We start from the raw sequence: 13,970 nt of genomic DNA, 5'->3' as shown, positions 1-13,970 counted from the left end.
CGGCTCAATGCAGCCGGATCGTCGTGTTCACCGGGCCGGCCGTCGTGTCGTCGTCGAACCAGCGCGCGGTGACCGTCTTCGTCTGCGTATAGAACTGCACGACCTGCTTGCCGTACGGGCCGAGATCGCCGAGCTTCGAGCCGCGCGAGCCGGTGAAGCTGAAGAACGGCACGGGCACCGGAATCGGGATGTTGATGCCGACCTGGCCGACGTCGATCTCGCTCTGGAACTTGCGCGCGGCCGCGCCGCTCTGCGTGAAGATGCCCACGCCGTTGCCCATCGGGTTCGCATTGACGAGCGCGATCGCTTCGTCGAGCGTGTCGACTTCCATCACGACCAGCACCGGCCCGAAGATTTCATGCGTGTAGATCGTCATGTCAGTCTTCACGCCGGAGAAGATCGTCGGCCCGATGAAGTTGCCTTCCTCGAAGCCGGCGACCTTCACGTCGCGGCCGTCGAGTTCGAGCTTCGCGCCTTCCTTGATGCCCGTGTCGATCAGCGACAGGATGCGCGCCTTCGCGCCGCGCGACACCACCGGCCCGACGTCGGTGCCCGCTTCCGAGCCCGCGTTGACCTTCAGCTGCTTCGCCTTCGCGACGATGTCCGGCAGCCACTCGCGCGCGTTGCCGACCAGCACCGCGACGGAGGTCGCCATGCAGCGCTGGCCGGCCGCGCCGAAGCCGGCGCCGACCAGCGCGTTGATCGCCTGCTCGCGGTTCGCGTCGGGCAGCAGGATCGCGTGGTTCTTCGCGCCCATCATCGACTGCACGCGCTTGCCGTGCTGGCTGCCGAGGTTGTACACGTGCGTGCCGACGGCGGTCGAGCCGACGAACGAGATCGCCTTCACGAGCGGATGCGTGCAGATCGCGTCGACCACTTCCTTGCCGCCGTGCACGACGTTCAGCACGCCCTTCGGCACGCCGGCCTCGATCGCCAGTTCGACGAGCGCCATCGTCGACATCGGATCCTGCTCCGACGGCTTCAGCACGAACGTGTTGCCGCACACGATCGCCATCGGGAACATCCACAGCGGAATCATCGCGGGGAAGTTGAACGGCGTGATGCCCGCGCACACGCCGAGCGGCTGGCGCAGCGTGTAGGTGTCGACACCGCCCGCGACGTTCTCCGCGAATTCGCCGAGCTGCAGCGTGCCGACCGAGCACGCGTGCTCGACCACTTCGAGGCCGCGGAAGATGTCGCCTTCGGCGTCGGGCAGCGTCTTGCCCTGCTCGGCCGTCAGCGTCTTCGCGATGCGCTGCAGGTTCGCGCGCACGAGATCCTGGAACTTCAGCATGATGCGCATGCGCGCGGAAATCGGCGTGTTCTTCCATGTCGCATACGCGGCGTGCGCGGCCTGCACGGCCGCGTCGACTTCCGCGACGGTCGCGAACGGCACGCGCGCGAGGACCTGCTGCGTCGCCGGGTTGACGATGTCGCGCCACTCGCTCGTGGTGGACTCGACGAAGGCGCCGTCGATCAGCAGCTTGACCGTCGGCACGTCTTGCCCCGTGCGGGGCGTCGGATTCGCGTTCATCGATGCACTCTCCTTGCAGTGGGCCGTGTCGCGTCATGCAACGCGCGGCCGGTTCAATCGGTGCCGCGGGCGACGGCCGCGACATGCGGCACGCGGCCCACGGCAGGTCATTTCAGTTCGGCGGCGAAATCTTCTTCCCAGTATTCGCCGGGCATCCGCGTGGTTGCATCGTCGCCGCGCTCGATCTCGCGGCGGCGCAGCTCGACGCGGCGGATCTTCCCCGAGATGGTCTTCGGCAGCTCCGCGAACTGCAGGCGCCGGATGCGCTTGTACGGCGCGAGCTTCTCGCGCGAGAAGCGGAAGATCTCCAGCGCGAGCGCGGGACTTTCCTCGTATCCCTGGCGCAGCGTGATGAAGGTCTTCGGCACCGACAGCCGCACCGGGTCCGGGCTCGGCACGACGGCCGCTTCCGCGATCGCCGGATGCTCGATCAGCACGCTTTCGAGTTCGAACGGGCTCAGCCGGTAGTCGGACGACTTGAACACGTCGTCCGCGCGGCCGATGTACACGTAGTAGCCGTCGTCGCCGCGCATCGCAATGTCCGACGTGCGGTAATGGCCGTCACGCATCGCGTAGGCCGTCGCGTCCGGATTGTTCGCATAGCCGTTCATCAGGCCGACCGGGCGCGTCACGCCCGCGCCGATCGGCAGCGCGACCTCGCCTTCGCTGACGGGCGCGCCGTCCGGGTCGAGCAGCGCGATCCGGTAGCCGGGCAGCGGGCGCCCCATCGAACCGGCGACGACGGGCTGGCCCGGTGTGTTGCCGATCAGGCAGGTCGTCTCGGTCTGGCCGTAGCCGTCGCGAATCGTGATGCCCCATGCCTTCTTCACGCGCTCGATGATCTCGGGATTCAGCGGCTCGCCGGCGCCGACGATCTCGCGCAGCTTCACGTCGAACGACGCGAGCGGCTGCTGCACGAGCATGCGCCACACCGTCGGCGGCGCGCACAGCGTGGTCACCTGGTATTTGACGAGCGCGTCGAGCACGACCTTCGGCTCGAAGCGCGCATAGTTGAACGCGAACACGCACGCCTGCGCATTCCATGGCGCGAAGAAGCAGCTCCACGCGTGCTTCGCCCAGCCCGGCGAGCTGATGTTCCAGTGAATGTCGCCCGGCTGCAGGCCAACCCAGTACATCGTCGACAGGTGCCCGACCGGATAGGTGCGGTGCGTATGCTCGACGAGCTTCGGCTTCGAGGTCGTGCCCGACGTGAAGTACAGCAGCATCGGATCGTTCGCGTGCGTGATGGCGTCGGGCTCGAACGCGGCACTCGCCGCGTAGCCGTCGTTCATCGCGAGCCAGCCCGCGCGCGGCGCGCCGGCGACGATCTTCTGCTTGAGGCCGAGATCGGCCTGTTCGAATTTCGCGGTTTCGTTCTCGTCGACGATCGCGTATTTCGCGCCGCCGATCTGCACGCGATCGCGCACGTCGTCGGCCGACAGCTGCGTGGTCGCGGGCAACACGATCGCGCCGAGCTTCATCGCGGCGAGCATCGCGTCCCACAACTCGACACGGTTCGGCAGCATCAGCAGGATCCGGTCGCCGCGCACGACGCCGATGCCGCGCAGCCAGTTCGCGACCCGCGACGAGCGCTCGGACATCTGCGCGAACGAATACGGGTCGCCCGTGCCGGTTGCCGCGTCGACGATCCACAGCGCGGGCTTGTCGTTGCCGCGCGCCATCGGGTCGAAGTAGTCGAGCGCCCAGTTGAACGCATCGAGCACCGGCCATTCGAAATCGCGGTACGCGGTTTCGTAGTCGGTGCGATGGCGCAGCAGAAAGTCGCGTGCGTCCAGGAATGCCTGTACCGTCATCGTGTCGTCTCCTGTCTCCTGTCGACGAGAGTCGGCGCATCAACGCTTGCTCTCATCCCATGCCTCGTGCGGTCGGTCCAGCGCAAATGCTTCAGCACTTGCGCCTGCCCCATGGCCGGGTGAATCTCCAAGCCCCGCGGCCAACCAGTGCATGTGCTGCAGCGCATGCCCGGTTCCGTGTCGCGCGGCGCACGGTCACGTCGTTGCGTGCCGCGTTTGCCGCGCTGCCTTCGTGCCCTGCCTGTTTGCCTGCCTGTCTGGTTCTTCGCGTGGTTGTCGGTGGAGCGCGCGTCGCGATTCGGGACTCAAAGCTCTCGCGCGATCACCATCCGCTGCACTTCGCTGGTGCCCTCGTAGATCTGCGTGATGCGCGCGTCGCGATAGTGACGCTCGACTTCGTAATCGACGAGGTAGCCGTAACCGCCGTGGATCTGGATCGCGTCCGAACACACGCGCTCGGCCATCTCGGACGCGAACAGCTTCGCCTGCGATGCTTCGGACAGGCACGGCAGCCCCGCCGTGCGCAGCTTTGCCGCGTGATGCACGAGCAGGCGCGCCGCGTTGATCTGCGTGGCCATGTCGGCCAGCTTCTGCTGGATCGCCTGGTGCTCGGCGATCGGCTTGCCGAACTGCACGCGCTCGCGCGCATAGCGGCGCGCCTTGTCGAACGCGGCACGCGCGATGCCGAGCGCCTGCGCGGCAATGCCGATGCGCCCGCCTTCCAGGTTCGACAGCGCGATCTTCAGCCCTTCGCCACGATTGCCGAGCAGGTTTTCTTCCGGAATCGCGCAGTTTTCGAACGTGATCGGGCATGTGTCGGATGCGCGGATGCCCATCTTCTTTTCCGGCTTGCCGACGATGAAGCCCGGCGTGTCGGTCGGCACCAGGAACGCGGAAATGCCGCGCTTGCCGGCTTCCGGGTCGGTCATGGCAAAAACGATCGCGACCCCGGCGCGCTGGCCGTTGGTCACGAACTGCTTCGCGCCGTTCAGCACCCACTTGCCGTCGCGCAGTTCGGCCCGCGTACGCAGGTTGTTCGCCTCGGAGCCGGCCTGCGGCTCGGTCAGGCAGAACGCGCCGATGATGCGGCCCGCCGCCATCTCGGCCAGCCAGCGATCCTTCTGCGCGGGTGTACCGAAACCGAGGATCGGCCCGCAGCCAACCGAGTTGTGCACGCTCATCATCGTCGCGCACGCGGCATCGCCGGCGGCGATTTCCTCAATCGCCAGCGCGTAGGCGACGTAATCCGTATACGCGCCGCCCAGCTCCTGCGGCACGATCATCCCGAGCAGGCCGAGTTCGCCGAGCTGCGCGACAACGGCGTCGGGCAGGTGCGCGTCGTGGTCCCACTGCGCGGCGTTCGGTGCCAGCACCTCGGTGGCAAAAGCACGCGCGGCGTCGCGGATCATCCGCTGGTCTTCGGTGTAAAGCTCGTCCATGGCGCTGCTGTCTCCTGCGGCCGCGTGCGGCGACCGACCTTTCGTTTCGATGCAACAAGTGTAGGCAAGCGCGCGCGACTGTTCGATGCTCGCGCCGCTCATTTACACTGAGCGTTTTTGCCATACCGGCGGCTTCGATGAAGCAGGAAGACAAGGGAACCGTCGCGATCAGCCTCGTCGCCTACAGCGTCGCGCTCGCCACCCGGCGCGGCGTCGCGGCCGAGCCGCTGCTCGCTCAAGCCGGCATCGCGCCCGCGCTGCTCGGGCAGCCGCGTGCGCGGGTGTCCGCGCAGCAATACGGGGCGCTGTGGAACGCCATCGCGCGCGCGCTCGACGACGAGTTTTTCGGGCAGGATCGCCACCCGATGCGCAGCGGCAGCTTCATCGCGATGAGCCAGGCGGCGCTGTCCGCGAAGGACGGGCTGCACGCGATGGCGCGCGCGGTGAATTTCATGCACTGCGTGCTCGACGACCTGCACGCGGAGCTCGACGCCAACCCGCAACGCGTGCGGCTGCGTTTTGTGCACCGCAACAGCACCGCGACGCCCGCGATGTTCACGTACGCGACCTATTTCATCATCGTGTACGGGCTCACCTGCTGGTTGATCGGGCGACGCATCCCGCTGCTCCACGCGAGCTTCCGTTGCGACACGCCGCCGGCCGACCACGAATACCCGTCGATGCTGTGCGACGACATGCGGTTCAACCAGCCCGATTCGTATGTCGATTTCGATCCCGAATTCGCCACGCTGCCGGTGGTGCAGAACGCCAGGACGCTGAAAACGTTCCTGCGCAACGCGCCGGCCAGCTTCATCGTCAAGTACCGCAACCCGAACGCGCTCGCGCAACGCGTGCGCACGGTGCTGCGCGGCATGCCGCCCGCCGCGTGGCCCGGCGCCGACGGGATGGCCGCGCGGCTGCACGTGGCCGAGGCGACGCTGCGCCGCAAGCTGCATCAGGAAGGCCACGCGTACCAGTCGATCAAGGACACGCTGCGGCGCGACCTCGCGTTCGAGGCGCTGGCCGATCCGTCGCGGACCATCGCCGACGTCGCGGCGGCCACCGGTTTCGCGGAACCGAGCGCGTTCTACCGCGCGTTTCGCAAATGGAGCGGGCGCAGCCCGGCCGAATACCGGAAAGAAGCGCTCGCGCGCGGCGGCGGCGCCGGCTGAATCAGCGGCCTGCCGCCGCACCTTCGCGCTTTCCGCGGAAACCGCCTAATCTTCAATCATCGGGCCAACGCCCTTTACGCGAGCCGGACGGCGTGCGGCTGCGCGCCACCCGGACGCCCCGATGCGCATTCACCGTCATGGGCCGCCGCCGGCACCTGCATCGCCCGGCGGCCGTCCCCGTCACCCGCTGTCCGCGCGGGTCGCGCGCGCCGCGCTGTTCGCGGCGCTGCTCGTCGTGTGCGCGGCGGTTGCCGCCCCGCCCCCCGCCGCCGCACCCGCGGCCGCGCTGCCGGTATTCGTGATTCCGGTCAACGGCGCGATCGGGCCGGCCAGCGCCGACTTCATCGTCCGCTCGCTCGAGCGCGCGGCGCGCGAGCACGCGCCGCTCGCGATCCTGCAACTCGATACGCCCGGCGGGCTCGACACGTCGATGCGGCAGATCATCAAGGCGATCCTCGGCTCGCCGGTGCCGGTCGCCGCGTTCGTCGCGCCGGGTGGCGCACGGGCCGCGAGCGCCGGTACCTATATCGTCTACGCGAGCCACATCGCAGCGATGGCGCCCGGCACCAATCTCGGCGCGGCGTCGCCGGTGCAGTTCGGGATCGGCGGTGGCGCGCCGGGGACGCCAGGCGCGCCCCGAGCGCCGCCAGCCGGGGCATCGGGTGCCGCCGGTGCATCCGCGACGCCGGCCGAGCTGCCGAACGATACGCAGTCGACCGAGATCCGCAAGGCGACCCAGGACGCCGCCGCGTACATCCGCGGCCTCGCGCAGTTGCGCGGACGCAATGCCGCATGGGCCGAGCGCGCGGTGCGCGAGGCATTGAGCCTGTCCGCGACCGAGGCGCGCGCGCAGCATGTCGTCGACCTGATCGCGCAGGACCCGGCCGACCTCGCGCGCCAAGTCGACGGTCGCACCGTGACGACGACCGCCGGCACGCTGCACGTCGCGACCGCGCATGCGCCGCTCGTCGTGCTCGCGCCCGACTGGCGCAGCCGCTTCCTGTCGATCATTGCCGATCCGAACGTCGCGCTGATCCTGCTGACGATCGGCATCTACGGTCTCTTCTTCGAATTCGCGAATCCCGGGTTCGTGCTGCCGGGCGTCGCCGGCACCATCTGCCTGCTGATCGGGCTGTTCGCGATGCAATTGCTGCCGATCAGCTATGCGGGCCTCGGGCTCGTGCTGCTCGGGCTCGGCTGCCTCGTCGCCGAGGCGTTCCTGCCGACCTTCGGCGTGCTCGGTTTCGGCGGAATCGTGTCGTTTACGATCGGCGCATTGATGCTGATCGATACCGACGTGCCCGGCTACGGTATTCCGTGGCCCGTGATCGGGAGCCTCGCGCTCGGCGGCGGGCTGCTCGTCGCGGGCGTGTCGAGCGTCGCGCTGCGCGCGCGGCGGCGGCCGGTCGTGACGGGCGCCGAGGCAATGGTCGGCAGCATCGGCGAAGTGCTCGACGACGGTTTGCAGGCCGACCAGCCGCACGGCGCGGCCGGCCCCGCACCATCGGCGGCGGGCTGGGCGCGCGTGCATGGCGAGCGCTGGCGCGTCGCGAGCAGCGTGCCGCTCGCCGCGGGCTGCCGCGTGCGCGTCACCGGCCGCCAGGGGCTGACGCTCACGGTCGCACCGCTCTACGACGTGCCGGCACACGAACAACAACACCAGGGAGCACCGTCATGATGGGCTACACGTTTGGCTTCAGCAGCGTCCTGATCGTCTTCGTCGTTGTGCTCGTCGCATCGTCGATCCGCATCTTTCGCGAGTACGAGCGCGGCGTGGTGTTCATGCTCGGCCGCTTCTGGAAAGTAAAGGGGCCGGGGCTCGTGCTGATCATCCCGATCGTCCAGCAGGTCGTGCGGATCGACCTGCGCACCGTCGTGTTCGACGTACCGCCGCAGGACGTGATCACGCGCGACAACGTGTCGGTGAAGGTGAATGCAGTCGTGTATTTCCGCGTCGTCGATCCGGAGAAGGCCGTGATCCAGGTCGCGCGCTTCTTCGACGCGACGAGCCAGCTCTCGCAGACGACACTGCGCTCGGTGCTGGGCAAGCACGAGCTCGATGCGCTGCTGGCCGAGCGCGAGCAGCTGAATGCCGACATCCAGAAGACGCTCGACGCGCAAACGGATGCGTGGGGGATCAAGGTGTCGACGGTCGAGATCAAGCACGTCGACCTGAACGAGACGATGGTGCGCGCGATCGCGCGGCAGGCCGAGGCCGAGCGCGAACGGCGCGCGAAGGTGATTCATGCGGAGGGCGAGCTGCAGGCGTCGGAGAAACTGCTGCAGGCCGCGCAGCGGCTCGCGCAGGAGCCGCAGGCGATGCAGCTGCGCTATCTGCAGACGCTGACGACGATCGCGGCGGACAAGAACTCGACGATCGTGTTTCCGCTGCCGATCGATCTGCTGGGGGCACTGCTGGACCGGTTGGGCCCGCCGCGCGAGCATTGAGTCGCGCGGGCGCCGGCCCGCACGACGCCGCAGCCGATGCCGACGGGCGCCCGGCCGCGGCGGCCCGGCGCCCGGCCCGCGTCAGGCCAGCAGCTTGCGGTCGGTCTTGCCGTACTTGATCGACTTCTCGTCCGGAATCATCAGGCCCGTGTGCTCGTCGCGGCCCTGCAGCAGGAAGCGGGCGTCCCGGTTGCCGATCTGTTCGGCCGCGAGCTTGCTGTCCGCGCCGATCTCGCCCTTCTTCATCCGGTTGACGATCACACCGGCCGCGGTGTCCTTGAAGTCGCGCAGCATCCATGCGTCGCCGTCGCTGTCGCCGAACACCAGCAGCGGGCCGTAGCCCTTCTTCGACACGAGGACGTTGCGGATGCCCACCGTCTTGCCGGGCCCCCAGTTGAAATGCCAGCCGGCCGGATAGGTGCTCGTGTATTTGCCGTCCTGCATGTCGAGCCGCAGGCCGATCACGTTCTCGGGCGCCACGCCGTAGCCATAGTTCGGATTGCCGGCGAATACGCGCACGACATCGTCGAGCGACGCGGTGCTCACGTACACGTCGATGCCATTCGCACGCAGCGTATGCATCACCGCGCGGATTTCCTCGTGAATGCGGATGCCATGGAAATGCGTGTCGGCCACCACGCCTGCCTTGCCAGGCAGCGCCTTCGGGCTTTCGTAACGGACCTTGCGCAGCGCGTCGCCGATACCGTAGTTGTTCGACGCTTCCGCCATCGCCTGCAGCTCGGCGGTCGTCATGTTCTTGTAGAAGTAGATGATCCACTTGTAGCCGACTTCGAGCGGATGCGTGTCGCAGATCGCGTCGTACATGAAGTACAGCTTCGCGCGAAAATCCTTGAACTGGTCGGTCTCGCGAATCTCGTCGAGGCTCTTGTCGCCGCCGAGGCCCTTGTAGTTCGCATGGAGCCAGCGGTAGTCGGATTCGACGTCGGCGGCGAGATCCTCCATCGTCACCGGCTTGCCGTCGACGGTCGTGTAGTCCTTCATGAACGCGCCCTTCGGCACATCCTTCCACATCACATCGACGAACTCGTCCGGTGTCAGTTTGTACTGCAGATGGTTGATCTGGTACATCAGCAACGCCTCTTCGCAGTCGTTCATGATGCACGTGTTGTCCCAGTCGAATACCGCATACGGGCGGCGCTTTCCGTCGTAGCGCGCGCTCGCGACGCCATGCTGGTCGAGCACCGCCTGCAGGCGCGCGGCGTTGAACGGCGACCAGCGGCCCGGGTCCAGCGCGTCCGGCGCGGTTGCGCTCTTCGCGCCGGCCATGCCGGCCTTGAGCATCAGCGGCGTCGCAGCGGCCGCCGCGGCAAGGGTGTTCATGAACTTGCGGCGTTGCATGGTCTCTCTCCGTGGAATTGTCGAATCGGCGTGGGTCATAGCCCCGCGAAGCCGGAAAGGCTTCGAATCGGGGGCGAATGATGTGACGAAATTATTTCGGCAATTTGACAGCGTCTCGCTACGACACGACGGGGAGTTGATCCGGCGCGACATTCCAGGCCTGCGTCGGCACCGCGCGGGGCGCACGCCGGCCGGCTCCCCCGCACGGAACACGCGCGCGGCGACTGCCATCCGGCCACGACCGCCGGAAACCTAGAGCTTCCCCTCCATTTCGGCCTTCATTAGGAGAAGCCCTCACCTCCGCGCCACGTCGAACCGGCTATGATCTTTACATCAATCAATGACACATTAAATGCTGACTGAATAATTCGCCCTGGATCGTCGGCGAATGGATTCCGGATCAGCGCCCCAGCCTTGCACAGGCCCCACGTCGCCGAAGCGCGAACGCGGGCCGTCACATGGAGACGCCTCATGCCCGACCATCCGCTGCCGGAAGTCCATCTCGACGAGCTGCCGCAATTCCGCGCGGTCCAGCAGCTTGCCTATCGCTGCGTCGAGACCGTCGGCGCGATGCTCTATCCCGGCATCACCGAGAAGGAAGCCGCGCGCCTGCTGACCGAATGGCTGCGCGACAACGGCGTGCACGACTGGCTACACAAGCCGTTCGCGTGGTTCGGCGACCGCACCGCGTTCGAAGGCTTCTCCGGCCTGAAGCACATGGGCGGCTTCAACCTCGCGTTCTTCCCGAGCAATCGCCAGCTCGAGACCGACATGCCCGTGATCCTCGACGTCGCGCCGGTGCTCGACGGCATCGTGGCCGACGTCGGCTACGCGCACTGCCTCGGCCACAACCCCATCCTTGAACAGCTGCAGGACGACCTGATGGACCATCGCGACATGATCGTGCGGCTCGTGAAGGAGCGCCGCCCGATGGCCGAGGTCGCGCAGGCGGTGGACGCGCTGTGCCGCCGCCAGGGCGTCGAGCCGCGCCACAAGGCGTATCCGTTCAAGGTGCTCGCGCATCGCGTCGCGAAGATCCACAAGCTGTCGACACCGCGCTTCGTCGCGCGCTTCGGGCTGAACGCGACGCGCAACCTGCTGCTCGACCAGGGCCGCGCGGCGAAGCAGCAAGGCTGGTCGCCGCTGTGGTCGATCGACCGCCGCTCCGAACACGCGCCGGTGCCGGGCCTGTGGGCCGTGGAGCCGCATCTCGGCTTCGCCGGCGTCGGCGCGAAATTCGAGGAACTGCTGGTGATCACCGACGACGACGCGTACTGGCTCGACGACGACCTGCCGCACGTGCGCCGTCGGCAGCGCCGCCAGGCCGAACGCATGCCGGCCGTCGCCTGACACGCACGCGTCTCGCCCACTTCCCGAATCCCTGAACGACGGACTCACGATGCAGCCTCTTTCCGATGAAGCGCCGCTGGCCCTGTTCGAATCGGTTCACAGCGAGACGGCCGTCGCCTCCGGCGACCTGACGCTCGCGGTCAGGACCTGGGGCGACCCGGCCCGCTCGCCGGTCGTGCTCGTGCACGGCTACCCCGACGACAGCAGCGTCTGGCAGCAGGTCGCGCCGCTGCTCGCGCGCAAGCACTACGTGATCGCCTACGACGTGCGCGGCGCGGGCCTGTCCGGCGCGCCCAAGCGCACGGCCGACTACCACCTCGCGAAGCTGACCGACGACTTCATCGCGGTGATCGACGCGCTCTGCCCCGGCCGCGCAGTGCACCTGATCGCGCACGACTGGGGCTCGATCCAGGGCTGGGAGTTCGTCACGGATCCGCGGCTCGCCGGCCGCATCGCGTCGTACACGTCGTGCTCGGGGCCGTGCCTCGACCACGTCGGCTTCTGGCTGCGCGAACGCGTGCTGCATCCGACGCCCGCGTCGTTAGCCAGGCTCGGCGGGCAGCTCGTGCGCTCGTGGTACGTGTATCTGTTCCATCTGCCGTTCATCCCCGAGCTCGGCTGGCAGCTGTGGCTCGGCCGCGCATGGCCGGGCCTGCTGCGCCGGGTCGAAAAGACCCCCGCCACGCCGCGCGCGACGCAGGCCGACGACGGCGCGCGCGGCGTACGCCTCTATCGCGCGAACTTCATCCGCTGCCTGTTCGCGCCGCGCGAGCGCTACGCGCACGCGCCGGTGCAGACGATCGTGCCGCTCGGCGACAAGTACGTGAGCCCGGCGCTGTCCGAGAACCTGTCGCGCTGGGTGCCGCAGTACTACCGCCGCGAAGTCGCGGCCGGCCACTGGCTGCCGCTCGCCGATCCCGCGCGCTTCGCGGGCCTCGCCGAACAGTTGATCGACGCGGTCGAATCGGGCGACGAGCCGCCCGCGCTCGCGAACGCACGCCGCCGCGCGACCAGCGGCCGATTCAGCGGCAAGGTCGCGGTCGTCACCGGCGCGGGCAGCGGCATCGGCCGCTGCGCGGCGCTCGCATTTGCCCGTGAAGGCGCGACCGTCGTCGCGTGCGACATCGATCTCGCGAGCGCCGAGCGCACCGCCCTGCTGCTCGGACTCACCGGCGCGCAGGCGCATGCAAAACGCGTGGACGTCGGCTCCGCCGACGAGATGGAAGCGCTCGCGGCATGGGTCGGCAGTGAACTCGGCGGCGCCGACGTCGTGATCAACAACGCGGGCATCGGCATGGCCGGCGGCATTCTCGACACCAGCGAGCGGCACTGGGAGCGCATCCTTCACGTGAACCTGTGGGGCGTGATCCACGGCTCGCGGCTGTTCGCGCAGCAGATGGCCGCGCGCGGCACGGGCGGCCACATCGTCAACACCGCGTCGGCCGCCGCGTTCGGGCCGTCGCGCGACCTGCCCGCGTACGCGACGACGAAGGCCGCCGTGCTGATGCTCAGCGAATGCATGCGCGCGGAACTCGCGGAAAAAGGCATCGGCGTGACGGCCGTCTGCCCGGGCTTCGCGGAAACCGGAATCATGGCGTCGACGCAATACGCGGGCGCCAGCGCACAGGACGAGGCGCGGCTGCGCAAACGCGCGACGAAGCTGTACCAGATGCGCGGCCTGAAGCCGGAAACCGTCGCGCAGGCGATGGTCGACGGCGTGCTGCGCAACCGGCCGGTCGTGGCCGTCGGCACCGAGGCGCACGCGTTGCGCTTCGTCGGCCGCTTCATGCCGTGGCTCGGCCGGGTGCTTGCCCGCGTCAGCATGGCATCGCATTGACGGCGCGGCGCGCCGCACGGAAACGGAGACACAGATGACCTCTACCGCCGACTATCACAAGATCAAGGCCCGGCACGTGAAGTTCGACTTCAGCGACACGCCGATCACCTGGGTGCCAAACGACCCGGGCAGCACGCACATCATCAACACGCTGAACCTGCTGTTCCCGGAGGGCGAACTGTGGTTCTGCCGCGTGTACAACAAGGCACTGCCGAACATTACCGATGCCCGCCTGCGCGACGAAGCCGAAGGCTTCCTGCGCCAGGAAGCCGTGCATTCGCGCTCGCACGGCGGCGTGCTCAAGCATTACTACGACCGGCACGGGATCGACACGAAGCCGTTCACGCAGAAGCTGAACTGGCTGTTTACGCGCGTGCTGGGCGAAGCGCCGTTCGGGCTGAAGATCGGCCATACGCGTTTCTGGCTGCGTCAGCAGCTCGCGGTGATCGCATCGCTCGAACATTTCTTCGGCTATCTCGGCAACTGGGTGCTCAATGCGCACGGGCTCGACGAAGGCCGTGCCGATCCGACGATGGTCGACCTGCTGCGCTGGCACGGCGCGGAGGAAGTCGAGCACCGGACCGTCGCGTTCGACATCTACAACCACATGGGCGGCAACTATCCGGAGCGCTGCGTGCACATGGCGTTCGTGATCGTGCTGTTGCTCTACTTCATCACGAGCGGCGCGAAATTCATGTACCGGCGAGATCCCGCCGCCGGCCGCTACCGGGGTTTCGTGCTGTCGTGGTGGAAGGGTTCTCGACGCGGGCACCTGCCGTCGTTCTGGAAAGTGATCGGCGCGGCGTTGCGCTATTTCAAGCCGGGCTATACGCCCCACCACGAAGGCTCGACCGAGCAGGCGCTTGCGTATCTGGCGCGCTCGCCGGCCGCGCAAGCGGCGGCGCATGGCGGCAACTGGGGCACGACGAAGGGCGCGTGACCGCGTCCGCAAGCGGGTTCGCGACAGTTTCGGCGGGGCGCCGGCCGAAATGCGTACAATCGCGGCTTCATTTCCCG

The 13,970-nt window shown here is 68.0% G+C and carries 10 protein-coding genes; 6 read left to right on the top strand and 4 right to left on the bottom strand.

Annotated features, from left to right (window positions below):
• Positions 1-4: 4 nt before the first annotated feature.
• From DIE08_RS04940 to DIE08_RS04930, 3 genes are all read right to left on the bottom strand, one after another.
• A complete protein-coding gene (locus DIE08_RS04940; RefSeq protein WP_124901159.1) occupies positions 5-1,534 on the bottom strand; it encodes a CoA-acylating methylmalonate-semialdehyde dehydrogenase in 1,530 nt (509 codons plus the stop codon).
• Positions 1,535-1,641: 107 nt separating this feature from the next.
• On the bottom strand, positions 1,642-3,348 hold the full coding sequence (locus tag DIE08_RS04935; protein WP_059600176.1) for an AMP-binding protein: 1,707 nt from the start codon (positions 3,346-3,348) through the stop codon (positions 1,642-1,644).
• Positions 3,349-3,653: 305 nt separating this feature from the next.
• Positions 3,654-4,787 carry an acyl-CoA dehydrogenase family protein gene (locus DIE08_RS04930; protein WP_124901158.1) on the bottom strand — a complete coding sequence of 378 codons (1,134 nt, stop codon included), beginning with the start codon at positions 4,785-4,787 and terminating at the stop codon, positions 3,654-3,656.
• 137 nt (positions 4,788-4,924) lie between these two features.
• Between DIE08_RS04930 and DIE08_RS04925 the strand changes: the two genes are divergently transcribed.
• The 3 genes from DIE08_RS04925 to DIE08_RS04915 all read left to right on the top strand — a co-directional run bounded on the left by DIE08_RS04925 (position 4,925) and on the right by DIE08_RS04915 (position 8,407).
• On the top strand, positions 4,925-5,959 hold the full coding sequence (locus DIE08_RS04925; RefSeq protein WP_124901157.1) for an AraC family transcriptional regulator: 1,035 nt from the start codon (positions 4,925-4,927) through the stop codon (positions 5,957-5,959).
• Positions 5,960-6,080: 121 nt separating this feature from the next.
• A complete protein-coding gene (locus tag DIE08_RS04920; protein ID WP_124901156.1) occupies positions 6,081-7,637 on the top strand; it encodes a nodulation protein NfeD in 1,557 nt (518 codons plus the stop codon).
• On the top strand, positions 7,634-8,407 hold the full coding sequence (locus tag DIE08_RS04915; RefSeq protein WP_124622025.1) for a slipin family protein: 774 nt from the start codon (positions 7,634-7,636) through the stop codon (positions 8,405-8,407). Before DIE08_RS04920 ends, DIE08_RS04915 begins: the two co-directional genes overlap by 4 nt.
• 81 nt (positions 8,408-8,488) lie before the next feature.
• Here DIE08_RS04915 and DIE08_RS04910 read toward each other — a convergent pair whose 3' ends face one another.
• Positions 8,489-9,766: an HAD family hydrolase gene (locus tag DIE08_RS04910; RefSeq protein WP_124901155.1), complete on the bottom strand. Its 1,278-nt coding sequence runs from the start codon at positions 9,764-9,766 to the stop codon at positions 8,489-8,491.
• Between the two features lie 471 nt (positions 9,767-10,237).
• On the opposite strand from DIE08_RS04910, the gene DIE08_RS04905 reads away from it, so the two are divergent.
• Genes DIE08_RS04905 through DIE08_RS04895 form a run of 3 tightly spaced genes read left to right on the top strand, consistent with a single transcriptional unit; the run spans position 10,238 to position 13,893 of the window.
• The gene (locus tag DIE08_RS04905) at positions 10,238-11,116 is read left to right on the top strand and encodes a M24 family metallopeptidase (protein ID WP_124901154.1); all 879 of its coding nucleotides are present in this window, start codon (positions 10,238-10,240) and stop codon (positions 11,114-11,116) included.
• Positions 11,117-11,165: 49 nt separating this feature from the next.
• Positions 11,166-12,953 (top strand): SDR family oxidoreductase, encoded by a 1,788-nt coding sequence (locus DIE08_RS04900; RefSeq protein ID WP_059600182.1) that lies wholly within the window; start codon positions 11,166-11,168, stop codon positions 12,951-12,953.
• Between the two features lie 34 nt (positions 12,954-12,987).
• Positions 12,988-13,893: a metal-dependent hydrolase gene (locus DIE08_RS04895; RefSeq protein WP_124901153.1), complete on the top strand. Its 906-nt coding sequence runs from the start codon at positions 12,988-12,990 to the stop codon at positions 13,891-13,893.
• The last annotated feature ends 77 nt before the right edge of the window (positions 13,894-13,970 follow it).

Origin of the sequence: Burkholderia sp. Bp9004 (assembly GCF_003858025.1) — a bacterium.
GTDB classification, from domain to species: Bacteria; Pseudomonadota; Gammaproteobacteria; order Burkholderiales; family Burkholderiaceae; genus Burkholderia; species Burkholderia diffusa.
Note: the sequence above shows the minus strand (reverse complement) of the source record. Positions and strands in the feature narration are given on the sequence as shown.